This is a genomic window from Thermaerobacillus caldiproteolyticus (genome assembly GCF_015326725.1).
Lineage (GTDB): Bacteria > Bacillota > Bacilli > Bacillales > Anoxybacillaceae > Thermaerobacillus > Thermaerobacillus caldiproteolyticus.
This window is the reverse complement of record NZ_CP064060.1, coordinates 1,392,623-1,417,685: the sequence shown is the minus strand read 5'-3', so window position 1 is coordinate 1,417,685 and position 25,063 is coordinate 1,392,623. Positions and strand designations below refer to the sequence as shown.

Annotated in this window: 25 protein-coding genes; 21 read left to right on the top strand and 4 right to left on the bottom strand. The window is 41.0% G+C overall.

What is annotated here, in order from left to right; all coding sequences use genetic code 11:
* The first annotated feature begins 108 nt into the window (after positions 1–108).
* Positions 109–474, top strand: coding sequence for an ArsR/SmtB family transcription factor (locus tag ISX45_RS06870; RefSeq protein ID WP_194520349.1), 366 nt, complete (start codon positions 109–111; stop codon positions 472–474).
* Positions 464–2,569, top strand: coding sequence for a heavy metal translocating P-type ATPase (locus ISX45_RS06865; RefSeq protein ID WP_194520348.1), 2,106 nt, complete (start codon positions 464–466; stop codon positions 2,567–2,569). The genes ISX45_RS06870 and ISX45_RS06865 overlap by 11 nt, the downstream gene beginning before the upstream one ends.
* Before the next feature lie 104 nt (positions 2,570–2,673).
* Here ISX45_RS06865 and ISX45_RS06860 read toward each other — a convergent pair whose 3' ends face one another.
* Positions 2,674–2,907 (bottom strand): YczF family membrane protein, encoded by a 234-nt coding sequence (locus ISX45_RS06860; protein WP_181556169.1) that lies wholly within the window; start codon positions 2,905–2,907, stop codon positions 2,674–2,676.
* Between the two features lie 130 nt (positions 2,908–3,037).
* Between ISX45_RS06860 and ISX45_RS06855 the strand changes: the two genes are divergently transcribed.
* From ISX45_RS06855 to ISX45_RS06820, 8 genes are all read left to right on the top strand, one after another.
* Positions 3,038–4,642, top strand: a complete 1,605-nt coding sequence (locus ISX45_RS06855) for a spore germination protein (protein WP_194520347.1) — start codon at positions 3,038–3,040, stop codon at positions 4,640–4,642.
* Positions 4,643–4,661: 19 nt separating this feature from the next.
* A complete protein-coding gene (locus ISX45_RS06850; protein ID WP_267240203.1) occupies positions 4,662–5,870 on the top strand; it encodes a Ger(x)C family spore germination protein in 1,209 nt (402 codons plus the stop codon).
* A 16-nt stretch (positions 5,871–5,886) separates the two neighbouring features.
* Entirely contained in the window at positions 5,887–6,975 is a 1,089-nt protein-coding gene (locus tag ISX45_RS06845) for a GerAB/ArcD/ProY family transporter (RefSeq protein ID WP_194520346.1), read from the top strand.
* Between the two features lie 283 nt (positions 6,976–7,258).
* Positions 7,259–8,728 carry a SpoIIE family protein phosphatase gene (locus ISX45_RS06840; RefSeq protein ID WP_228485658.1) on the top strand — a complete coding sequence of 490 codons (1,470 nt, stop codon included), beginning with the start codon at positions 7,259–7,261 and terminating at the stop codon, positions 8,726–8,728.
* Positions 8,729–8,740: 12 nt separating this feature from the next.
* Positions 8,741–9,160: an ATP-binding protein gene (locus ISX45_RS06835; RefSeq protein ID WP_228485657.1), complete on the top strand. Its 420-nt coding sequence runs from the start codon at positions 8,741–8,743 to the stop codon at positions 9,158–9,160.
* Between the two features lie 6 nt (positions 9,161–9,166).
* Positions 9,167–9,604: an STAS domain-containing protein gene (locus tag ISX45_RS06830; RefSeq protein ID WP_181556166.1), complete on the top strand. Its 438-nt coding sequence runs from the start codon at positions 9,167–9,169 to the stop codon at positions 9,602–9,604.
* A 129-nt stretch (positions 9,605–9,733) separates the two neighbouring features.
* Positions 9,734–11,473 carry an ABC transporter ATP-binding protein gene (locus ISX45_RS06825; RefSeq protein ID WP_194520345.1) on the top strand — a complete coding sequence of 580 codons (1,740 nt, stop codon included), beginning with the start codon at positions 9,734–9,736 and terminating at the stop codon, positions 11,471–11,473.
* Positions 11,454–13,250 carry an ABC transporter ATP-binding protein gene (locus ISX45_RS06820; protein ID WP_194520344.1) on the top strand — a complete coding sequence of 599 codons (1,797 nt, stop codon included), beginning with the start codon at positions 11,454–11,456 and terminating at the stop codon, positions 13,248–13,250. The genes ISX45_RS06825 and ISX45_RS06820 overlap by 20 nt, the downstream gene beginning before the upstream one ends.
* A 37-nt stretch (positions 13,251–13,287) precedes the next feature.
* Here the strand turns inward: ISX45_RS06820 and ISX45_RS06815 are convergent, their stop codons facing one another.
* The 3 genes from ISX45_RS06815 to ISX45_RS06805 form a co-directional block, all read right to left on the bottom strand.
* Positions 13,288–13,944, bottom strand: a complete 657-nt coding sequence (locus ISX45_RS06815; protein WP_194520343.1) for an MOSC domain-containing protein — start codon at positions 13,942–13,944, stop codon at positions 13,288–13,290.
* 13 nt (positions 13,945–13,957) lie between these two features.
* Complete coding sequence (locus ISX45_RS06810; protein WP_194520342.1) at positions 13,958–14,962, bottom strand: LLM class flavin-dependent oxidoreductase; 1,005 nt, start codon at positions 14,960–14,962, stop codon at positions 13,958–13,960.
* Positions 14,963–15,092: 130 nt separating this feature from the next.
* Entirely contained in the window at positions 15,093–15,752 is a 660-nt protein-coding gene (locus tag ISX45_RS06805) for a hypothetical protein (protein ID WP_181556161.1), read from the bottom strand.
* A gap of 141 nt (positions 15,753–15,893) precedes the next feature.
* Here ISX45_RS06805 and ISX45_RS06800 point away from each other — a divergent pair, with 141 nt between their 5' ends.
* The 11 genes from ISX45_RS06800 (at position 15,894) to ISX45_RS06755 (ending at position 25,062) form a co-directional block, all read left to right on the top strand.
* Complete coding sequence (locus ISX45_RS06800; RefSeq protein ID WP_181556341.1) at positions 15,894–16,454, top strand: thioredoxin family protein; 561 nt, start codon at positions 15,894–15,896, stop codon at positions 16,452–16,454.
* A gap of 247 nt (positions 16,455–16,701) precedes the next feature.
* A complete protein-coding gene (locus ISX45_RS06795) occupies positions 16,702–16,902 on the top strand; it encodes a cold-shock protein (RefSeq protein ID WP_181556160.1) in 201 nt (66 codons plus the stop codon).
* Between the two features lie 290 nt (positions 16,903–17,192).
* Entirely contained in the window at positions 17,193–17,588 is a 396-nt protein-coding gene (locus ISX45_RS06790; RefSeq protein WP_194520341.1) for a gamma-glutamylcyclotransferase family protein, read from the top strand.
* 270 nt (positions 17,589–17,858) lie between these two features.
* Positions 17,859–18,206: a GNAT family N-acetyltransferase gene (locus tag ISX45_RS06785; RefSeq protein WP_194520340.1), complete on the top strand. Its 348-nt coding sequence runs from the start codon at positions 17,859–17,861 to the stop codon at positions 18,204–18,206.
* Positions 18,207–18,251: 45 nt separating this feature from the next.
* On the top strand, positions 18,252–18,968 hold the full coding sequence (locus ISX45_RS06780; RefSeq protein WP_228485712.1) for an ABC transporter permease: 717 nt from the start codon (positions 18,252–18,254) through the stop codon (positions 18,966–18,968).
* Between the two features lie 81 nt (positions 18,969–19,049).
* Positions 19,050–19,151: a MerR family DNA-binding transcriptional regulator gene (locus ISX45_RS19545; protein WP_228485655.1), complete on the top strand. Its 102-nt coding sequence runs from the start codon at positions 19,050–19,052 to the stop codon at positions 19,149–19,151.
* Between the two features lie 384 nt (positions 19,152–19,535).
* Positions 19,536–19,808: a TipAS antibiotic-recognition domain-containing protein gene (locus tag ISX45_RS19540; protein WP_233414517.1), complete on the top strand. Its 273-nt coding sequence runs from the start codon at positions 19,536–19,538 to the stop codon at positions 19,806–19,808.
* Positions 19,809–20,035: 227 nt separating this feature from the next.
* On the top strand, positions 20,036–20,920 hold the full coding sequence (locus tag ISX45_RS06770; protein ID WP_181556156.1) for a sulfite exporter TauE/SafE family protein: 885 nt from the start codon (positions 20,036–20,038) through the stop codon (positions 20,918–20,920).
* Positions 20,921–21,704: 784 nt separating this feature from the next.
* On the top strand, positions 21,705–23,069 hold the full coding sequence (locus ISX45_RS06765; protein ID WP_194520338.1) for a glutamine synthetase family protein: 1,365 nt from the start codon (positions 21,705–21,707) through the stop codon (positions 23,067–23,069).
* A gap of 275 nt (positions 23,070–23,344) precedes the next feature.
* Positions 23,345–24,124, top strand: coding sequence for a sugar phosphate isomerase/epimerase family protein (locus ISX45_RS06760; protein ID WP_181556154.1), 780 nt, complete (start codon positions 23,345–23,347; stop codon positions 24,122–24,124).
* Positions 24,115–25,062: a sugar kinase gene (locus tag ISX45_RS06755; protein WP_194520337.1), complete on the top strand. Its 948-nt coding sequence runs from the start codon at positions 24,115–24,117 to the stop codon at positions 25,060–25,062. Before ISX45_RS06760 ends, ISX45_RS06755 begins: the two co-directional genes overlap by 10 nt.
* Position 25,063: the final 1 nt, after the last annotated feature.

The window sequence follows — 25,063 nt, the reverse complement described above, 5'->3', positions numbered from 1 at the left end:
CCTCGTTTTTTTACCTATTATTCAAATGAATATTTGAATGAATTGACACATTTTTTATAATTGCACATAATATATTCAAATGAATGTTTGAATATTGAAGGTGAAATTATGGTTCAAGATATGTGCGAAGTTTTTTGTTTTGATGAAGAGAGAGTGAATGCGTTCAAACAGCGAATGGATGACATTCAAGGAGTGGAACAATTATTTAAGGCATTATCGGATGCGACGCGGCTAAAAATTGTCTATGCGCTGACGCTAGAAGAAGAGTTATGTGTTTGTGATGTCGCGAATATTATCGGTTCTACGGTCGCGACTGCTTCTCATCATTTACGTTTTCTTCGCGATATCGGCTTAGCGAAATATCGGAAAGAAGGAAAACTTGTGTTTTATTCTTTGCAAGACGAGCATGTTTACCAGCTAGTTTCGATTGCCCTTGTCCATGTAAAAGAAGGGGAGAAAAACGATGGAGAATAAACAGGTATACCGCCTTCAAGGTCTTTCATGCGCCAACTGCGCGGCACAATTCGAGAAAAATGTCAAAATGATTGATACGGTCAAAGACGCACAAGTAAATTTTGGCGCTGCAAAATTAACTGTGATGGGAAGTGCCACAATTGAACAGCTTGAACAAGCGGGAGCTTTTGATCGTATAAAAGTCATACCGGAGAAAGAACAAAAAGAAACTCCTTCCGTTCCGTTTTGGCGAAAACGAGCGAATCTATTAGCGATGATATCGGCTTTCTTCCTTTTATTTGGCTATATTGCTTCCATTTCCGTTGGTGAAAAAAGTGTTGTGACCATCGGATTATTTGCCATTAGTATCCTCATTGGCGGTTACGATTTGTTTAAAACGGGCATTGCTCATTTTTTCCGCTTTCAATTTGATATGAAAACATTAATGACGATTGCTATTATCGGTGCCGCGCTGATCGGAGAATGGCAAGAAGGAGCGGTGGTTATTTTTCTATTCGCCATCAGTGAAGCGTTAGAGCGGTACTCAATGGATAAAGCGCGTCGTTCGATTCATCGTTTAATGGAAATCGCACCGAAAAAAGCCATCGTTCGTCGAGGCGGACGGGAATACGAAGTGAATGTTGATGATTTGCAAATCGGTGATACGATCGTTATAAAACCGGGGCAAAAAATTGCGATGGACGGGATCGTCATTCGAGGAGAATCGTCCGTCAATGAAGCTGCGATTACAGGAGAGTCCATACCTGTTTATAAAACGGTTGGGGACGAAGTGTACGCGGGAGCGCTGAATGAAGAAGGAGCATTAGAAGTGCGCGTTACTAAGCGCGTCGAAGATTCGACGATTGCTAAAATCATTCATCTTGTCGAAGAAGCGCAAGCAGAACGCGCTCCATCCCAACAATTTGTTGATCGCTTTGCCCGGTATTACACGCCGGCCATTATGGTCATTGCTTTTCTTGTTGCGGTCATTCCACCGTTATGGTTAGCCGGAGAGTGGCAAAGATGGATTTACCGTGGTTTAACTGTATTAGTCGTCGGTTGTCCGTGCGCCCTTGTCATTAGTACCCCGGTAGCGATCGTGACCGCGATCGGCCAAGCGGCACGGCAAGGAGTGTTAATCAAAGGCGGTATTTATTTAGAGGAAATGGGGCGGCTTGCTGCGATGGCTTTTGATAAAACAGGCACGTTAACGAAAGGGATGCCGGAAGTCACGGACATTCGTTTATTTGGTTCCACAAGTGAAAAGGAATTGCTAGAAATGGCTGCCGCAATTGAAAAACATTCACAGCATCCGCTTGCTTCAGCCGTTTTGCGGAAAGCGCAACAGCAAAATCTCTCTCTTGACCGCTTACATGTGACCGATTTCCGTTCCATGACAGGAAAAGGAGCAGCAGCATGCATTCATGGAACAATGTATATGATTGGGAAACCATCTGTCTTTTCCGACCATCTTGTCCCAGCAGAAGCTCACGAAGAAATCCAAAAGCTCCAACAAGAAGGGAAAACGGTCATCTTGCTAGGGAATGAGGAGAAATTGCTTGGCTTAATCGCTATTTCTGACCAAGTGCGCAGCAGCGCTGCTTCCGTGATCAAGACATTGCGAAAGCTTGGCATTGAAAAAACGGTCATGTTAACAGGTGATAATGCCGCTACCGCCAAAGCAATCGGAGAATCTCTAGGGTTAACAGACGTCAAAGCGGAGCTGCTTCCAGAAGAGAAATTGACAGTGATCAAGGAAATAAGAAACGAACTGAACTGCGTTGCAATGGTCGGAGATGGAATTAACGATGCTCCAGCACTGGCGGCAGCGACAGTGGGCATTGCGATGGGGAAAGCTGGGACCGATGTGGCTTTGGAAACAGCCGATGTCGTATTAATGGCTGATGACCTTCGTCAATTGCCTTATGCTATTCGTTTAAGCCGAAAAACGTTGCGAATCATTAAAGAAAATATTACATTTGCCTTAGCGCTAAAGCTGTTTGCTTTACTTCTCATCATTCCAGGGTGGCTCACCTTATGGATGGCGATTTTTGCGGATATGGGAGCTACGCTACTCGTGCTTCTTAACTCATTGCGACTTGTCCGGTTACAATAAGAAAAGCAGAAGCAATACTCCCAACCTCCATAAGCAAATATATAGAGATGCGATTCACAAAAACAGTCTCTTGTCAAAAAAGCAACTCGGACAAGAGACTGTTTTTATGTTTGTTTTTTCTTTTGTCTTTGGCGAAACAACGTAACTAGGACATTAAGCACCCATAATAGTAAAAATGAAAATAAAATAAACAATTCAGGCGTTTCCATCACTCGGAAAGGATTGATGACATTATGGAGCGATTGCTGTAGCTTAAACCCCATTAATAATATATCGATCCCAATGATAACCCCCATTAACAATCCTCCAATAAGCAAAGAAACCCCAAGCAATTTCATGTTACCACACCTTTGGCAAACTACGATTTTTTCTAGTTTCTGTTTTACGAAGTTCCCTCATTCATGTTTGTATAACTTCTTCGTCATTTGTCCATAATGGCGAATAAATTAAGAAGAATGGGGGATAGTGATGTTATTTCAGTGGGGACTACGAAAAAAGCAGCCAGCTAATTCTGCGACAACGAAAGAACAAGAACAAAGTGGCCAAGCAAAAGATGTTCCCAACGGGAGCCTCGACACCATCGTGAATGTCAACATTGATATTGTTCAACGAACGACTGGAAATAGTTCTGATATTGTCATTCGTCGGTTTACGATCGGTGAAGAGAACCCTATTCATACTGCGATCGTTTTTACAGATGGACTTGTCGATGAGAAGATTATTTACGATTTTTTACTGGAGTCACTAATGACGGTGAATATTCCTTCCTCTTTTTCACCAAAGGATCTGTTTTTATTCATCGAGCAAAAATTGGCGGCTGTCGGTGGAGTCAAGCACGTTCAACAATGGTTTGATGTATTTTCATCGTTATTATCTGGTCAAACGATTATTTTTATTGACGGTATTCCTACTGCGTTAAGTGCCAGTACAAAAGGAGGGGAGTATCGCTCTATTGAAGAGCCGAGTACACAACTGGCCATTCGCGGTCCACGTGAGGGATTTACGGAGTCGCTTCGTACGAATACGGCGATGATCCGCCGTCGCATTAAAAATCTGAACTTATGGCTTGAAACGATGAAAATCGGTGAAGTGACACAAACCGATGTCGGAATTATGTATATAAAAGGAATTGCGAATGATGAAATTGTTGAGGAAGTAAAAAAGAGATTACGAAGCATTCATATTGATAGCGTGTTTGAGTCAGGATATATTGAACAATTAATCGAAGATCAAACGTTTACTCTGTTCCCAACTACGTATCATACGGAACGACCAGACGTTGTGGCCGCCAATCTTGTTGAGGGCAGAGTCGCAGTGATAGTGGATGGGACTCCGTTCGTATTATTGGCGCCAGCGGTATTTATTCAATTTTTTCAGGCGGTCGAAGATTACTATGCCCGCTTCGATATTGCTACAGCACTTCGCTTTTTGCGCGTATTAATTTTCTTTATCTCGCTTGTCGCTCCCGCTGTGTATATCTCAGCGACGACATTTCATCAAGAAATGATCCCTACTCCGCTTGTCATTGCGATTGCGGCTCAGCGCGAAGCTGTGCCGTTTCCCGCTTTTGTGGAAGCATTGATAATGGAAGTCACGTTTGAAATTTTACGGGAGGCAGGAGTGCGTCTCCCGCGCGCTGTCGGACAAGCGGTATCGATTGTTGGCGCGCTTGTCATTGGCCAATCAGCGGTGGAAGCAGGAATTGTATCTTCCGCCATGGTCATCATTGTATCAATTACTGCCATTGCTAGCTTCGCGACACCATCATTTGCGATTGCAATTTCTGCACGGCTCATCCGTTTTTTGTTGATGTTTCTTGCCGCTATGTTCGGATTTTATGGTGTTATTATAGGACTTCTTTTGATGACCATTCATTTATGTAGCCTCCGTTCGTTCGGAGTGCCATATATGTCACCGCTTGCTCCATTTATTCCTGCTAATGCAGGCGATACGATTTTCCGCGTCCCAACATGGGCATTTAAAGAACGACCGCGCCTCATCAACCAAGCAAATATCATTCGTCAAGGAGAAAACCAACGCCCGCAACCACCTGACGAAACGAATAATGAATGATAAAAGAAGGTGACCTAGGTTGAAACGCAAGGCTTTTTTTCTCATTGTTCTTTTCATGAGTATGACCGTACTTTCAGGGTGCTGGAGCAGAAAGGAATTAACGGATCTTGCGTTTGTCATTGCAGTTGGTCTCGATAAAACCAAAGACGGAAGGTATATGGCTACGTTTCAAGTCGTCAATCCCGGTAACGTTGCTGGGGCGACCCAGCGTGGGGGTGGAAGCGGAGGAGTCCCGATTACTTTGTACAAGGCAACAGGGGACAATTTAGTCGAAGCGAGCCGAAAAGGGTCACAAAAAATATCACGCTTGATCTATTATGCTCATACGAACTTAATTGTGATTGGAGAAGAGATGGCAAAAGAAGGAATTGGCCCTCTGTTTGATGCAATGGAGAGAAATCCACAATTCCGGACAACAGCTATTGTGGTAATTGCACGACATCGGACAGCAGAAGAGATGTTAAAAATATTAACTCCGATTGACAAGCTCCCCGCCAATCAAATGATAAAAACACTACAATTTACTGAAAAAACATGGGGACAAAATACTAGTGTCCACGTAGGAGAGGTGATTAATGATCTCACATCAGAGGGGAAAGAGCCTGTTATTAGTGGATTTCGTTTAGTCGGTGGTGTACAAGAAGGAGAGCGACAAACAAACGTACAGGAATCCGAACCGGATGCACAGCTGAGTGCTGATGACTTAGCCATTTTGAAAGATGGTAAATTAGTAGGGTGGATCTCTGGAAAAGCGGCACGTGGTGTCTTATGGGGGCTTGATAAAATCGAACAAACCGTGATTACGATAGATTGGAAACATAAACAAGAAGCCATCGCGTATAAAGTCGTAAGGGCAAAAACGAGCGTCAGTGCCGACATGAAGAAAGGAAAACCTGTTGTTTCTGTCCATATTGGAGCAGAAGGAGATATTGGTGAAGCACTCGTTCCTTTAGATTTCTCTGATCCCCAAGAAATTTTTGCGCTTGAAAAAAAGATACAAAAAGAAATCCGCCAAGAAATTATAAAAGCCATCGAGAGAGCTCAACAAGAAAAAAGCGATATTTTCGGATTTGGAGAAGCATTACATCGTTCCGATCCCCAAGAGTGGAAAAAAATAAAAGCAGACTGGAACGATACGTACTTTCCTCAATTAGAGGTAAAGGTGAGTGTAGATGCATCTATTCGGCGAACAGGATTGCGCAATAAGCCGTATATGTTCGGAAGATAAAAGGGGCGGTGAGACCGTGGAACAAACGAAAATCAATGCAAGACAGCTATTTGTATTGATCGTGTTATTTGAACATGGCAGCACGATGGTCATTCCGCTTGGAGTGGAGGCTAAACAGGATGTTTGGCTAGCCATTTTAATCGGAATGATTATAGGACTATTGTTATTTCTTGTTTATTATCGTCTTTATCTATATTACCCTGATCTTCCGCTTACCGGATATATTCAAGATATCACAGGACCGATTTTTGGAAAGATATTCGCGTTGGTTTATGTGTTGTATTTTTTGTACCTCGCTGCACGAGTATTACGAGATTTTGGAGAACTGTTGTTAACGTTTGCCTATCCAGAAACGCCATTATTTGTTCTAAATGCAATTATGATGTTGACGGTCATGTATGCCGTCTATAAAGGGATAGAAGTGTTAGCCCGAACCGGAGAACTCTTTTTTACGCTTCTCTATGTTCTTGCCATATCGGGGATGATATTAGTCGTTGCAGCAGGATTGATTGATATTCACCGGTTACAACCAGTTCTTGAAGAGGGATGGAGAAGGGTTTTTAAAGTCGTATTCCATCAAACACTATATATTCCATTCGGTGAGATCATCGTGTTTACGATGCTATTTCCATATATCAATAATCCAAAAAAGACAAAAATAGTTGCATTGTCGGCGATGACTTTATCAGGAATTAACTTGGCCATTATGATGACGGTGAATGTTGCTGTGCTTGGAGCTGATGCTGTCTCCCGTTCGACATTTCCGCTTCTCAATACGATTCGCGAAATTCAAGTCGCGAATTTTTTGGAGCGATTGGACGTCTTTTTTATGATTGCTTTAATTATTGGAGGATTTTTTAAAATTGGAGTCTTTTTTTATGCAGCAGTCATTGGCGCTGCTCATTTATTTAATGTAAAGGAACATCATCGTCTTGTGTATCCGCTGGGATTAGCATCTTTATTATTATCTATCGCTGTTGCTAGCAACTTCCCTGAACATGTTAAGGAAGGGGTAAACATTGCAACTGTGTATATCCATATGCCGTTACAAATCATTCTTCCAGTATTACTACTTGCTATTGCTTGGATTCGACAACGGATGTAAATCGTCAACGATATATGTCACTTTTATTTGATTCAAAAGAAGGAAAATAAATATGATTTTAGAAATAATAGGGAATAGAGAATTTCTAAGAGAAAAGAGGTGCCATGTGATGATCATCGATGTTATTGACAAATGCGGATCGGTGTAAGTAAGTTTGCAACGAGCAATTATTAATATCCAACAAGTTAAAACTTTTATCCTATGAAAAAAGATGGAGCCCCTTTGTCCATCTATCATTTATAATAAAATTAACCAATATTATCACAAAAAGGGTTGAAAACAAGTGAAATTGGATTTACATGTGATGGAAAAAACGTGCAGTCATTGTGCAACACAAGGCATTATCATTACCGACCACAATGAAACGATTGTTGCTGTCAATGATAGTGCTTTAAGATTAACGGGTTACTCAAAGGAACAACTCATTGGCCAACCGCTCCGCCTACTTACCTCAAACGAACACTATATTGCTGTCTATGAATCCATCTGGGAATCGGTAATAGAGAATGGGTATTGGGAAGGAGAAATTCGTAATGTTCAGTCGAACGGAAAGATATTTTTTATCAAGTTGACTGTCTATGCGCTAGCAAGCAGCATCGACAAAAGCGACCTCTATGTGTGGTGCTTTTCTGATTTGGAAGAACGCTCGAACGACGTAGAACCCAAACAAATGTTGGAAGCGATTTATAAAGCTTCACCGATGGCGGTCACGACGCTACATAAGGATATGACAGTCAAAGATTGGAGTGATACCGCACAAAAGCTGTTTGGCTGGAAAAAAGAAGAAGCGATTGGTCAGCCGCTGCTGTCATTATTAAGCTGCCACTCCCATTATATCGCATCATTTCTTCAACAAATCGCTAAAGGCGACATTCCCAGTCTTGAATGTACCGCTAGACGAAAAGACGGAACTGTCATTGACATTGCTTGTTCTATTGTCTCCATTGCTCGTCCAGATGGAACTATTACGGGATATATTGTGATGATCAATGACATTACTAAAACGAAGCAAAAGGAGCTTGAATATAAAAAACAGGTGGAGCTAGCGAAAAAAATCCAGCAGAGCGTATTAACGGCCCCCATTCAAAGCAACGTTGTCACAATGGATGCGATTTATATTCCATCAGAAGATTTGTCGGGCGATATGTATGCTTGTTACCAAATTGACAGTCATCGGTATGGTGTAATTATTATCGACGTCATGGGCCACGGGCTCTCTGCCTCTTTAGTAAGCATGTCTTTACGTTCATTATTGAGAGGGTTAATTCTTCGAGTTATTGACCCCGTTTATGTAGCGGCGGAGTTAGAGAAACATCTACAAAATTTATTTCCGGACCAAGCGAATGATATGCATTATCTTTTTTCAATGATTTATTTAGTCATTGATACAAAAACAAAGCAAATTGAATATACGAACGCAGGACATCCTGCTGGTCTTTTATTAATGGACGATGGGAACATTGTGGAACTCGATAAAGGGGGACTTGCGATTGGAAGCCCATTCTCCGTTCCGTTTGACAAAGGAGTCGTTCGCTATCATAAACGCACGAGATTGTTTTTATATACAGATGGTATCTTGGATGAAATAGACTCGTCCATTTTAAACAGCATGGCAAAAATTCGCGGCTACGTCAAACACAATCGTCATCTATCAGATCAACAGTTTTTGCAGCTGTTTGTCGAAAAACATTTATATCAATCTCGTCCAGCGGATGATATTTGTTTACTTTCAATTACGATTAATGAAAAATAGTAGGTGCAGAAGATGTATGAAATTACCGTCAAATGTCCAGCTACTATTGAAGCGATGGAGTTTTGTGATGCATTTGTTGAAAGCATCGCTCAGTTTTTTTCCATTCACGAACGTGAATCTCTTGTTTTATCGATCCATGAAGCCATCATTAACTCTATCGAAGCGATGAAACAATTGTATGGTGAGGATCATAACAACACCTTCTCGCTTTACATGCGTATTACCGAAGAAGAATTGATGATTCTTGTGATTGATCGTGCAAACGGTATCCCAGCGCATGAACATAAGAAATTGCATGTCAATAGTTTAGAAGATTTATTGCTAGCCGAATCAGGTCGAGGTCTTTTATTAATCAAAGAATTAATGGATGATATGTGGTTTGAGCAACGAGAAGACGGAGAGCATGCGATTGGGATGAAAATGAGGAGATGAAACAAAATGAATCGTTGGACATCTACTCTAGAAATGGAAGCAACGTCTATGGCTATCTATGAAAAAATCTCGTTTAAAGGGAAATTAACGTATAGCACCCAACAAATTGCCAGACAAAAGCTATACGATTTATTATCGAAAACAAACAAAGATTTTGTTCTTCTTGATGTGAGTGAGTTATCATTTATTGATAGTACCGGCCTTGCGGTTTTTATTCATTTTTTAAAACAAGAAGTAGACAAAAACAGAAAGTTTATATTTGTCTTTTCGAATAATGATGTATTGAACAAGCTTTTAATGATTGCTAAATTTCATAAACTGTTTCCATTTGCAAAAACGGAACAGGAAGTCAATCAATTTTTAGTAGAACAAGGCCACTTAGTTGCTAATCAAGAAGCGCTGTTAAACATTTGGGTTAAGCAGGGAAACGAAGAGAGCAAATAGCGGGAAGATTACTCCCGCTTTGATTTTTGTATCAGAACTAAAGTTTTCTTCCCCCGATAGCAAAAAATTGTAAAAAACTATCTTTAGGAGGTACAATATAAATTACAGCAAAAGTGTGGGGGAGTGAACATGCAACATGTATTATCATACTTAAAGCCGTATCGAAAATGGATGATCGTTGCCTGGATATTCATGCTCATTGAGCTGTTTGTTGAATTGTGGCAGCCGCTATTGATGGAAAAAATTATTGACCATGGTGTGATATCAAAAAATTTACACATCATATGGACATGGGGCGCAGTGATGTTGGGGACGTCGCTTTTGGCGTTTGCCTCAGGGATCGCTAACTCTTTCGTTGCTGCTCATGTCGGTCAACAGTATGGGTTTGATTTGCGAAAACATTTATTTGAAAAAATTCAATCGTTTTCGTTTGCAAACTTTGAACAATTTTCAACCGCCTCGTTAATTACGCGAATGACCAATGATGTAACACAAATGCAAAACATGGTGTTTATGAGCTTGCGAATAATGCTGCGAGCGCCGCTTCTTGTCGTTTTTGGCGTCGTCATGTCGTTATTCGTTCATGTTCAACTTGCGCTTATTTTTGTCGTTACCGTACCGCTGCTTTTAGTGTTTCTCATTTGGATGATGAATAAAGCTGCGGCATGGTTTTCCGTTGTTCAACAAGCGCTCGATCGTGTCAATAGCGTTATGAGAGAAAATTTGGCAGGCATGCGTCTCATTAAAGCATGGATGAGAGGAACATATGAACAAGAGCGGTTTACAAAAGCGAACGAAACGCTTATGACGCGGACGATAAGCGTATTACGCCTCATCGAGACGATTACGCCTGTTTTACTGTTCGTTATGAATATGGCCATCATCGTCATTCTTTCTGTCGGGAGAATGGAAATCCATACAGGCAGTGCCACGGCAGGACAAGTAGTGGCGGTTGTGAATTATACGACGCGGATTACAACGGCTTTATCGATATTTACCTTTATTACGATGGCGTTTTCCCGTGCCAGAGCGTCTGCCCAACGCATTTCCGATGTCTTCACCGCACAAGTGGATATTGTCGATGATGAGCGGGCACACGACACAAACATTCAAGAAGGAGAAGTACGATTCGATCATGTTTCGTTTCGTTACCCGAACAGTCATTCATTCGTATTGAAAGATATCTCGTTTGTCGTTCGTCCGCATGAAACGGTCGCGATTTTGGGAGCAACCGGGGCAGGGAAATCGTCGTTATTGCAGCTCATTCCTCGGTTATACGATGCAATCGAAGGGCGAGTGCTTATTGATGGAATCGATGTTCGGCAAATGAAACAAGAAAGTTTGCGGACCTATATTCGTTTTGTTCCACAAGACATCTTACTATTTTCTGGAACGATTGAAGATAACATCCGTTTCGGAAAAGAAGATGCCTCGATGGAAGACATTATCCAAGCAGCAAAACACGCGCAAATCCACGAGACGATTATGAAATTTCCGAAGGGGTATGATACGCTCATTGGGCAAAAAGGGGTCAATTTATCAGGGGGACAAAAACAGCGCCTTTCCATCGCCAGAGCTCTTGTTGGAACACCGAAGATTTTATTGCTTGATGACAGTACAAGCGCTCTTGACTTAAAAACGGAAGGTAAATTGTTACAAGCCTTAAAAACGTATACGTGCACGACCTTTATCGTGACACAAAAAATTCAAACAGCGATGGAGGCTGATACAATTTTCCTTTTAGACGATGGGGTATTGCTAGCGAAAGGAAGCCACAACGAGTTACTACAAACTAGCGATCTGTATCGCAAAATGGTGGAATCACAGTTTGGAAAGAAGGGACTTGGCGATGTTAAGACCGCGACATAGTGCGATGATGCTCACAGAAAAAAAGCGTCATGCCAAAGACAGTATCGGAACATTAAGGCGGATATGGTCATTTCTTTCCGACCAAAAAGGGCGTTTTGCTGCTGTGATGTTCATGGTTATCATGAGCTCCGGCTTGAGTCTTCTCGGTCCTTATGTCGTTGGCAAGGCGATTGATACATATATCGTCACGAAACAAACGGATGGTTTTGTTTTTGTATTAGCGATACTTGTACTCATTTACCTTTCTCTTTCGCTTTCTACGTTTTTACAAAACTATTGGATGATCCAGATTGCCCAAAGAACGATCTATTTGATTCGCAAACAATTGTTTTATCACTTTCATCAATTGCCGATTGCTTTTTTTGACAAACGGCAACATGGTGAGTTAATGAGTCGCATTACGAACGATATTGAAAACATGAGTCAAACGTTTAATAGCACTGTCATTCAAGTCGTCTCAAGCATGCTTACCCTCGTTGGTGCGGTATGCGTCATGCTTTGGTTAAGTCCGTTATTGACGTTTGTGACATTGCTCATTGTTCCGATGATGTACGGGGGCATGAAGTGGATTACGAACCGAACGCAAAAACGATTTAAAGAGCAACAACAAAATTTAGGAGAATTGAACGGTTTTATCGAAGAAGTCATTTCCGGTCAAAAAATTGTAAAAATGTTCTCTCAAGAAAAGAGAATGATTGCCCAATTTTTATCGAAAAATGAGCGCTTAAAACAGTCAGGGTTTTGGGCCCAAACGTATTCTGGATTTATCCCGAAACTTATGAACGTTTTAAACAACGTAAGTTTTGCGCTCATTGCTGGCGTCGGAGGAATTCTTGCTTTAAAGGGGATTATTTCCATCGGTGTCATCGTTATTTTTGCTGAATATGCCAGACAATTTACGCGGCCGTTGAATGATTTGGCTAACCAATGGAATACGCTATTATCAGCTTTAGCCGGAGCAGAACGAGTCTTTGAAATTTTAGACGTGGAAAAAGAAGAGCGCGATGAAACAGAAGCGATTTCCTTGCCTGAGATGAGAGGAGAAATTGCCTTTCGCCACGTCTTTTTTTCGTATGACAAGGAGCAGGAAGCAATTCGTGATGTAAGCTTTTCTGTATCACCGGGCGAAACGGTAGCGCTCGTCGGTCCTACCGGTGCAGGGAAAACAACGATCATTCAGCTGCTGACGCGTTTTTATGATCCCGATCGCGGCCATATTTTCATTGATGGGCATGATAGCCGATCCATCAAACGAGCAAGCCTTCGGCAACATATGGCATTCGTCTTGCAGGATACGTTTTTGTTTCAAGGAACAATTCGAGAAAATATTCGTTACGGGCGGCTTAATGCGAGCGACGAAGAAGTAGAAGAAGCGGCGAAATGGGCCAATGCCCATTCGTTTATTATGAAGTTGCCAAACGGATACGATACCGTTTTAAACCAAGATGGCAGCGGAATTAGTCAAGGGCAAAAACAGCTGCTTGCAATCGCTAGAGCGATGGTCGCCAATCCATCTATCTTAATTTTAGATGAGGCAACAAGCAACATTGATACGATGACAGAATTAAAAATTCAAGAAGCGCTCGGGCGGTTGATGAACGGACGAACATGTTTTGTTATCGCCCATCGCTTAAATACGATTCAAAACGCTGATCGCATTCTTGTCTTGAACGAAGGACAGCTGATTGAACAAGGAACTCACGAGTCCCTTTTAGAGGCGAAAGGGTTTTATTATGAGTTGTATCACAGCTACTTGAAAAAAGAGGAGATATCCTAAAAGACTTGTACGCGATGTGTGCGTACAAGTCTTTTTTCTATCTTTTTAGTTGATGTAATCTGTTAGAAAACCATTCTCGCCAATCTTTGGATAATGCTGGTTCTTCTATAATCGTTTGAATCGCTTCGACATTGCTCTTTTCTATGTAGGCGATTCGATTGATATATTGAACGGATAGGGGTGTTTTGCTGCGCTTGACGAGCCTCAATATATCACCTTGCGTGACGATCCCTTCTTGCAAGACACGAAAATAAAAACCCGTGTATCCCGTTTCTTGCATTTTGAGAGGGAGCTCTTTGATGCCGTGGCGTTTCGCCAATTTAAAACAAGGTTGACGCGGTTGAGATACTTGAACTACCGCCGTTCCGACTGCAAATACGTCGCCGATGCACACATGTTCTTCCGTTAATCCGGAAATAGTGAGATTTTCTCCGAATGCTCCAGCGGCAAACGAACAATGATACAGACGTTCCCATACGGAAAGATGTTCAGACGGATATACGCAAACCGCTTTATCAGGGCCTCCGTGATGCACAAGATCTGCTTGTCCATCTCCGGCGAAATTGAGTTTTGTTAGTGTGAGCGGCTCATCAACCGGTTGTTTATAAATTCCGGTTGTGAGCGGCTTTCCATCTATCATCACTGTTTTTGGTGTTCCGACATTCACCGAAACAACTTTGACTACATGGTTCATTTGATCTATCCCCCTAGGCGAATATTTCCTTTGCGATCAATTCAAACGATGTTAACTTGTCTTGAAAATCATAGGTAATCGTCACAAGCATGATTTCATCCGTTTCGTACGCTTCGCTCAAACGGAAAAGCTGTTCCTTTATTTGCCGCGGTGTTCCTACGATCATCCGCTTACGGTTTTCTTGAATTCGCTTTAATTCAAAAGGGCTATAGCGATATGCGGCCGCTGTTTCAGGGCTTGGTGTGCCGAACGACACAATGCCCTGTTCAATCCTTAATAGTGACAAATCGAGGCTGGAAGCAATGCGTTCCGCTTTTTCCTCGGTTTCTGCGCAAATGGCAAAAATCGCGACCATGTTGCGAGGCTTGTCAAGATATTTTGATGGAACAAAGCGCTCACGATAGAGCTTTGTATAATATTCGCCCCCTTCTCCGTTAATAAATTGGGCGAACACAAACGGTAATCCTTTTTGCGCAGCTAATAGGGCGCTCGACGCACTTGAACCAAGAAGCCATACATCCGGTGAGGTTTGGATGTTCGGGGTCGCCTTCAACCCGTAAAACGGGTGTTCTTCTTTCAAGTCGTTATGTAAATAGGCAAGCAAATCATCGATTTGTTCGGGATAGCGGTCGACATCCCTTCTCTTTCCATCATGAAGGGCAAGGGTGGCAATCGGCATTCCTCCCGGCGCTCTTCCAACACCTAAATCAATTCGTCCTGGATGAAGCCCCTCTAGTACTTTAAAATTTTCTGCCACTTTATAGGCGCTATAATGAGGAAGCATAACGCCGCCTGAACCGATGCGAATGCGCGTCGTTTTAGCACAAAGATGAGCCATCAACACTTCCGGAGAAGATCCGGCTAAACTATTCGTATCGTGATGTTCCGATACCCAAAACCGGGCATACCCTAATTGCTCCACAAACTGTGCAAGCTTTACCGTGTTTAACAGCGCCTCTTCTGCTGTCATTCCCTCTGAAATAGGAGATTGGTCAAGGACACTTAATGTGAGACCCATGAAAGAACATCCTTTCTTTTCAAAACATGTAAACAAAGTACAATTATTCTCTATTATGTTCTGTTTATGGAAAAATGTCCATTGGTTTGCCTGTTACTAAAAGCTGCAGCCCTTCACTTGAAGCGAAGGGCTACATATGGACTATCTCCTTCACCGGTTCTTCATGTTGTTCACGATCCTGTTTTTTTGAAGGAATCCGAAGCAATGAAGAACATAGTTGTTTTACCGCTGTTTCAATTTTTTCGACTACGTACGAACACCGCTCAAAAACAATTTCTTTCAAATTATCAAGTTGCCGCACTACTTTATGATTCACTGCTTCTTGGTCGTCTAAGCGCTTGATGATCGTTTCATGAAAAACGTCTTGAAGCTCTAATTTTTCCGCTAACGTTTGAAATAGTTTTTCTTGGCTTTCGAGACGAGCGAGAAGGTCTTGGTACAGTTGTTCTTGTGACGTCACTTGTTGAGCTAAGTTTTTCGTTGCTATCTCTTGAACAGTGAGCGAATCAAGAATGGCTTGCTTGAGTGTTTCATCCTGTTGGATTTGTTTCATCCATTGTTCGTAAAGATGATGATGTTGTTCTTCGTGAGAGGAAAAAGAAGCTTGTAACTGTTCGGACAGTTGCTCGACAGAAGAGGATAATTGTTTATGGAAAGTTTGTTGTTGTTCGAATAGTTTTTTTGCTGTGGAATGCCGAAAGTAAAAAACCGGATGGGTTTCATTCGGAAGGCGAGGAGTACCTTTGTATACGCTCGGCTTTGCTTTTGCATTAACATAAATGACTAACACGTTGTTCCACTCCTTTAAATAAAAAGTAAGAGTGCCATATCATATGCGGGCACATCTTAATATGTTTAGGCTCATTATTTGTTAAATATGGTGAGGTTTGCTATAATGAATAAAGCGAAAATAATGAAAGGATGTGAACGTATGCCGGCAGTTGAATCAACAATGTTTCCATTAGGCAAACAAGCTCCGTCTTTCGAACTTGTTAATGTAACAGATGGAAAAACGGTCCGTTTGGAAGATGTAAAATCAGATATTGCCACGGTCATTATGTTTATTTGCAATCATTGTCCTTTTGTCAAACATGTTCAACAGGAGCTTGTTCGTCTTGCAAATGACTACCAGCCAAAAGGGATTACCTTTATTGCGATTAACTCCAACGATGTGGAAAAGTATCCGGATGATTCGCCAGAAAATATGAAAAAAGTAGCTGAAGAACTCGGCTATCCGTTCCCGTATTTATTTGATGAAACACAAGAGGTAGCCAAAGCATACCAAGCTGCATGCACACCAGATTTTTACGTATTTGATGGCGACTTAAAATGCGTTTACCGCGGACAACTGGATGACTCTAGACCAAACAACGGTATCCCTGTTACAGGAGAGTCCATTCGTGCTGCTCTCGATGCTTTATTAAACAACGAGCCGGTACCAACACAACAAAAACCGAGCATTGGCTGCAGCATTAAGTGGAAAGAATCATAGATAGACAAAAATAGCGCATGATGATGGTTAATTGTCTTTATTGAAATAGCTGTTGACTTTTTAATGTCTATCCGTTATGCTGTAAAGGCACCATTCAGTTCGTTATTTCGTTATATCAAGAATCGTTATAAGTCGTGCCTCATGGAAAGTGCAGGCCCTCTTATGGCCTTTCTCCATGCGGGTACGGCTTTTTTGTTTCACAATGAGTAATGGAACGATGGTCAAAATTTGTTTTGGAGGAATCACGATGAACACAGGAAAAGTAAAATGGTTTAACGCAGAAAAAGGATATGGATTTATTGAAGTGGATAATGGCGGAGATGTGTTTGTCCATTTCACAGCGATTCAAGGAGATGGGTTTAAAACATTAGAAGAAGGACAAAAGGTCACGTTTGATATCATCGACGGAAACCGCGGTCCCCAAGCTACTAATGTACAAAAAGCATAAGGAATGAGGAAACACGGAAGGTGATATCGCTTTTGGCGGTATCACCTTTTTTTAACAGAAAACATCCTAGCCTTATCATCTGCTGCACTAGTCTCTCCAAGCATTTCCGCGGATGAAAAACATTTGCCCATCACGGTTAGACATTTTGCATTTGTTTTTTCTTATGGCGAAAAACGAATTCACAACGGCGCAGCCTCGGAGCTGTAAGGATGGAAGAGAGGCAGGGCTTCCATTGTTTTACGTTTTTCGTTATTTTGATTATATAGTCATAAAAAATGGAGGGACATTGCATGGGTGAGCGAATGTATCAAGTATTTGTTTATGGGACATTATTAGTGGGCGAAGAAAACCATCATATTGTCGCACCTTATTTACGCAAGGTACAACCGGGGAAAGTAAAAGGCTGGCTTTATGACGTGGGAGCATATCCTGCACTGGTTGTGAGCGGAGATGGATATGAGGTGATCGGTGAATGGCTTACCGTTACAGAAGAAGGATTGAAGCGAATGGATGAACTCGAAGACTATGAAGAAGGCGGACATCATAACGAATACGAGCGAATTTGGATCAAAGATAGCGAACAAGATATCGAAGGATACGTATACGTATATCCAGCTGATCAAGCAGCACACCTTCCTCTCATTCCATCAGGTTCATGGAGGAAAGATCGCAAAGAAAAATCATAATGGCGCTAAGAGAACGGTCATTTGCAGACAGTTCCCATTCTATTCTTGTAAATAGAACAAATCATTCCAAAAAATAAGAGAATTGTATAAAATAGTCTTATCATCCATTAAAAAGGAGTTGACAGTAAGATGATAACGCCTAAAACCGAGAGCAACTTATCGGCGGTATAACTTTGTTTTTATCAGCCTGGACATGTGCTGTTTTACAGACGTTTGATCTTACAAAAGGAAAAGCCAAGTTTACCGCTCTAACTATCTGGAGTCATTGATTTGTCAGTACGAGATCCATATCGTCATCCTGTTGTTATCCTCTATAGAGATACGACGGTTGGCTTTTTTGTTTTACATGAAGGGAAAAACATTGCCTCTTTTACGAATAATCGTAACACGATGTTAATCCGAGCATTTTCTGTTAATTTGATTCACCAAGGAAAACGATGCACAAAACGAGCCTTTCATCTTCTCACTGCGTTTGTGATGAAGCATTTCCCAAACATCAACGAGATTGTTTTGGCTGTCAATGAAACAAATAAGTTATATGAGAAATCGAGATTTCAAGATAAAGGAATAAGAAGAATGGAAAAAATCGGTCTACCGCTCATTTTACAACGATATTGAACTCATGATGTTGTCTCAAAAGAAAGGGTGTTCTCATTGAAAGAAGTGCCATATACAGCATTACTAGCTGTTTTATTGTTCATCTTTGTGCCCATCATTGTGTCATATCAACAAGCGTTAAAACTAGAAAAAGAAATTCTTTGGTCATCACTTAGGGGATTTGCTCAATTATTGTTATTGGGATATTGTATATCATACATTTTTTCTTTTGAACGATGGTATGTCATTACTGGATATGTGTTGGTTATGATCGTTATCGCTTCACTCAATGTATCGAAGCGGGGACTTGATATGAAACGAACATTTTTTCTTGTTTTTTCTGGAATGATAGTATCTGTGGGAATTCCCATCGGTTTATGGCTTATTTGTCATATCATTCCATTTGAAGCGCAATACATCATCCCTGTTGCCGGCATGTTTTCAGGGACGGCGATGGTCGCTGCGAGTGTCGTACTCGAAGCAATGAAAAAGGAGGAAGACAAGAAGGAGAAAGAAATGAAGCGCCATGCCATTAAAATTGCCATGATCCCAACGATCGACACATTAAAAACAATGGGACTTGTGCAAATTCCCGGCACGATGACAGGAATGATTTTAGCTGGAGCAGAGCCGATTGCCGCTGTCAAATACCAAATTTTCATCGTGTTCACGCTTCTTGTTGTTGCATCCATTTCATCAATGATCGTTTGTCTCCTAAATTACCGCGCGTTTTATCAAACGAATCATGTTCAGGAATACTATGAAAACAAGCTCTTGTCGTAACGATGGAGTGTTTGGGGATGGTTCCAAACACTTTTTTATGTTTTGGATTGACTGTAATGTTATCGAGTTGCAGGCAAAGAAATGCCGTATCGAGTCAAGGGAGTAGCGGATATGTCAGGGATTAGTGTACGTACATTGCATTATTATGATCAAATCGGACTTCTCATCTTAGATACGTTATAGCGTATGGTTATCGCCTGTATTCAAAGCGGAATCTTTAGTGATTACAACAAATTCTCTTTTTCAAGGAAATGGGCTTTCGCCTTCGAAAAATCAAACACCTTCTCGACCGTCCTCACTTTGTCAGAAAAAAGCGCTGCAAGTCCATAAAGAATGCTTATCAAAAAGACAGAGCGGCTCGAAGAAATGATCAAGACGGTAGAAAAAACACTTCAATCGATGGAAGGAGGAATAGAGATGGAGAGGAACGAAATGTTTGAAGGCTTCGATATGAGAGGAATCGAGGAACATTAGAAAAGGAGTAAGAGGGCAGGTAGAGAAGCGAACGTGGACGCATTCAAAAGAAGAGTAAAATAGAATCATATTTATCAGAGAATCATTGCTCGAATGGCGTATGGACCTGAAGATGCACAAGCTCAGGAAGCGGTTGACGAATTAAGACAATTATTCACCGACTATTTTTACGATTGCATCATCGAAATTTTCTGTGGAATGGCTGATTGGTATGTAAGTGATGAACGTTTTACCCAAAATATTGATCAGAATCAAAAAGGATTAACTGCTTTTTTGCATGAGCCATGCCTATTTATTGCAATCGCCATAAGAATTAACGCGCCCACTAGAGCAGCCACTCATCATAGTGAGTTGCTTTTTATTTAAAAAACACACTTGACAAGTAGGATTAGTTGGTATTAATGTAAGAATTAATAAAATGATTAAAAAATTCAAATATACGCATGCTGATCAGACAAACTGAAGGCATGAAGTCGTATTAACGATTTCATGCCTTTTTTTCTTATGGAGGGGGGGCACAAGGAATAAACGCGATAATAAACACAATAATAAACTTTTTTGTTATTCAGTAAAAAAATTGGAGGACTGGAACGATGAAAAAACTGTTGGTGTTTGTAATAATTGGCTTTATTGCTCAACTCATTGACGGTTCACTTGGGATGGCGTATGGAGTGACTTCCACGACATTATTGCTTACATTTGGGATCGCCCCGGCGGTCGCTTCAGCTTCGGTTCATTTAGCGGAGGTTGCGACAACAGCAGCTTCTGGTGCGTCACATTTAAAATTTGGGAACGTTGATCGTGAGATGGTGATGAAACTTATTATTCCTGGCTCGATTGGAGCGTTTGTCGGGGCATGTTTTTTGAGCAATCTTCCCGGAGACTTGATTAAGCCGTACGTTTCTCTTTTTCTATTAGCACTTGGATTTTACATCATATATCGTTTTCTTTTTCTTCATTCATCTCAAGAACAAAAACAGCCCCAAAAACTGTCAAAGAGTCAGTTGATTCCGTTAGGTTTATTGGCTGGTTTCCTTGATGCGACCGGCGGAGGAGGATGGGGACCGATCGCTACGCCTGTTCTTCTTGCCAAAAAAGGAATAGAAGCACGAAAAGTAGTAGGGACTGTTGATACGTCTGAGTTTGCCGTAGCAGTTTCGGCAACACTTGGATTCTTTATTTCCTTAGGATGGGAAGATGTCAATTGGTTTTGGGTTGGAACCCTCATGCTAGGAGGGCTCTTCGCCGCTCCTATCGCTGCATGGCTTGTCAAAATCATGCCATCCCATTTGCTTGGTGTTCTCGTTGGTGGGCTTATCATCTTCACGAATGTGCGAACATTGTTACATGCTTGGGGAATTGCAGAAAATTGGTATACCCCTATCTATGCCATCATCGTATTTGGTTGGGCCGCCGCTGTATGGTGGGCGATTCGCAATCATCGAAAAGCGCCATTATCCAACGATTTGGCTTCATGATGTCACAAGCCGCTCGTTCAAGAAGCGGCTTTCATTATGTTATACTCGATGTAGAGGCAAACAGAATGAAACGCATGATAGTTAAGACTTTTTCTTTTCTTAGCTGTCAACTCCCTACTCAGTCGAAGTTTCGTAACGACTGGAAGTGAGAGCTTGCGAGTGTCCAGCAGTACCAACGCACCAAGCACTATTGACTTTACTTGCCCCATGTATCAGGGCAGGACTGGAAGAGACATGATCAGACAGCCGCTCTTTTCGGAGGTCTTTGTCTGCTGACGGTACGTTTCTTTTCCGCCTATAGCAGACGCGCGACCTATGTTCAACGTTTTCGACTTTCGGCCACTGAGTTGGCAAAGAACGACTAAGAGTCCTTTATCAACGGTTTTTCCTTTTTCCTCATTATACAAAGAAAGGCGGAGTACAGAGGTGGGGGCTCCTGTGCAAGCAAGATGCCATCTACTTTTGATAGTAGGGTATTTTTATCTTCAAGTCATATTATTGAAGAACTTATTTGTATAAAAATGTTGAAATAATTCAAGAAAAAGCGGAGTTGGATAAATAGATGTCAATCTATAAATAAAAGCGATGGTTTATAAACCATCGCTTTTTATTTATAGATATGGGATGGGGCGCATAGATGCTAAAGAAAAACGCACAGATTACGAAAACGTTTTCTTATAAAAATGCAGAAATATTTATAAAAAAGGTATTGTCAAAACAAGAATGTTTCAATATAATAAACTCATGTTATAAAACTAAACATTTGAATGTGAGGTTATCTGACATGTCGAGAGTGGTTGCTTCTCAAGTAAATCATGATGTGGCGGTCCTTGAACAAATTAAAAACATCATCAAACAAAAACATGTAGAACTTTTACATCTCCAATTTGTCGACATCGAAGGAATTTTAAAGCATGTAACGGTTACTGCGGAACAGCTTGACGACGTTGTCGAAGGAAAAATCATGTTCGATGGTTCTTCAATCAAAGGTTTTTCTCCTATCAACCAATCAGATCTCTACCTTCTTCCTGACTTAAACACGTTTGCCGTATTGCCGTGGACAGAAGAAGAAGGATACGCTGAAGCTCGCTTTCTTTGCTCGGTTACAAATCCTGATGGAACATTATTTGAAGGGGATCCTCGCAACGTATTAAAGAAAACTGTTGAACGTGCAGCGGAAAAAGGATTCACGATTTCTGTTGGTCCAGAGTTGGAGTTCTTCCTATTTAAAGCAGACGAGAACGGAAATCCTACGACAGAACTGCAAGATAATGGTGGATACTTCGAACCGTCTCCTAAAGACCTTGGTGAGCGTGTTCGTCTAGAAATTTACCGTGCATTAAAGGCAATGGGCTTTACAATTGAAGCGTCTCATCATGAAGTTGCAGAGGGACAACATGAAATCAATTTTAAATATGCAGACGCATTAGGCTCTGCCGACAATGCGACAACGTATAAATGGGTCGTGAAAACAATCGCAAGCAAATACGGCTTACACGCAACGTTTATGCCAAAACCTGTATTCGGAATTAATGGTTCTGGTATGCACGTGAACATGTCATTATTCAAAGATGGTGAAAATGCATTCTTCGATCCTAGCGATGAAAATCAACTTTCTGAAGCAGCGTATCAATTTATTGCTGGCTTAATAGCGAACGTAAAAAGCTTTGCGGCTATTACAAACCCATTAGTGAACTCTTATAAACGTCTTGTACCGGGTTATGAAGCTCCTTGTTATATTGGGTGGTCGGCTTCTAACCGTTCAGCGTTAATTCGTATCCCGGCAAAAAGAGGTTTGGCCACACGCGTAGAGCTTCGCTGTCCAGACCCATCAGCGAACCCATATTTAGCGTTTGCAGTCATTGCTGCCGCAGGCCTTGAGGGGATTGAAAAGGGCTTACAAGCGCCGGCTCCAATTGACGAAGATATTTTCCATATGACAGAGGAGCGTCGCGCACATCTTGGTATCGAAAATCTTCCATCCAGCTTAGGAGCAGCGATTGAAGAGTTCGAAAACGGCACGATCGGCCGTAAAACACTTGGCGATCACGTTTTTGGTGAATACGTCGCCATGAAAAGAGCAGAATGGAACAGCTACCGTACTGCTGTGCATGCTTGGGAAATCGAAAACTATCAATCTAAATTTTAATTTCAAAAAGCGGGCATTTTTGCCCGCTTTTTCTTGTACAAATAATTAAACAGATTGCATTTTCTTTTTTAATGAATGAAAGAAAGGGGGTTTTGCCACCTGACACTAAATAAGTAAAGCGTAGTGTTTTGAATTGGAATTATAATATAGATTTAAAAAAATATAGATTATTCAAATAATTTATATTGAAAAAGCGCTTACATGATGTTATAATTTCTGTAAATCGATTTACTAAATCGATTTACAGAAATGCTTGAAGAGGGGGTGAGCTGTAAATGAGGAAAATTATCGTACCATTAAATGTTTTCCAAAGTGAGAGAGTAATAGAAAAAGGTCAGGAATTTTTTATTCCAATTATTTCGGAAACGGGCGCAGATGGTGTGGAGATTCGTAGAGAATTGCTTACACAAAACGATTATCCCTTGACAAGGTTAAAAAATATAATCATGGACTATGGATTATTTATTGTGTATTCCGCACCAATTCCCCTATGGAAACGATGTGGGGCTTTGAATGACGAAGAATTAAATTCCGTTATACACGAAGCGAAAGAATTAGGGGCAACGCTGATCAAAGTGTCATTAGGCTTTTATCAGCCAAACCGCTCTGATATCCATCATTTAAAACAACTGTTATATGAAAACGGGAATGAAATCCATTTGCTGGTGGAAAATGATCAGACTTCTTGCGGAGGATCTATTCATCATTTGCTTTGTTTTTTTAAAAGCGCTTCCATTTATAAACTACCAGTTAATATGACATTTGATATCGGGAACTGGAAATATAGTGGTGAAAATGTTTATGATGCGTTACATCAGTTCTATAAGTTTATCAAATACGTTCACCTTAAACATGTGGAAATAGATAATGGAAAATGGAGTACTTTGCCGTTGCCGCTAGACGAATCAGCAGAATGGAGAAGGATTTTGGATGTGCTTTCACAAGATTTACCTGTTGCATTAGAGTTTCCAATAGAAAACGCTCAAATGATACAACGTTATATTAGTATTTTCAGAAAATCAGAGAAAAAGAAAGGAGTAAATAAATGGATGTAGTCACATTTGGAGAAGCAATGGTCATGTTTATCGCAAATGAGGTAGGCCCCCTTCATAGCGTTCGTTGTTTTAGTCGATCGCTAGCCGGGGCGGAAGTGAATACAGCTATCGGATTTGCGAGATTGGGTTTGAAAAGCGGCTGGGTAAGTAAAGTAGGGGATGATATTTTTGGAAAGTATATTATCCAACATTTACAACAGGAAAACGTGAATATCGATCAAGTGATGATCGATAAGAAATTTCCAACCGGGTTTCAATTAAAATCGAAGGTGATGAATGGCGATCCCGAAGTACAATATTTTCGAAAAGGTTCAGCAGCTAGTCATTTAAGTATCGATGATTTTGATGAAGCTTATTTTCGATCAGCAAGACATTTACATATGACAGGAATTCCATTAGCTCTTTCTAACTCAATGAGAGAATTTGCAAAACATGTCCAATCATTTATGAAAATGGAAGGAAAGACCGTATCATTTGATCCTAATCTAAGGCCATCTTTGTGGAAATCCCACAAAGAAATGAGAAAAATAATAAATAAAATTGCTTTTGAAAGCGATTTCGTATTACCAGGCATTCAAGAAGGAGAATTTTTAACAGGATTCACCCAACCGAGTGATATAGCTTCCTTTTATTTAGAAAGAGGAGTAAAGCTTGTGGTTGTTAAATTAGGAAGTGAGGGAGCTTTTTACAAATCCCATAATGAAGAAGGATATGTAAACAGCTATAAAGTTTCAAAAGTAATAGATACAGTGGGAGCTGGTGATGGTTTTGCTGTGGGACTAGTCAGTGGTTTACTTGAAGGGATTCCAGTTCGTGAAGCGGTTTTGCGGGGGAACGCGATTGGAGCTTTAGCCGTTCAATCGGCAGGGGATAGCGATGGGTATCCTACTCGAACTGAATTGGAACAGTTTATAAAACATTCTGTAGGGAGGGAATAAA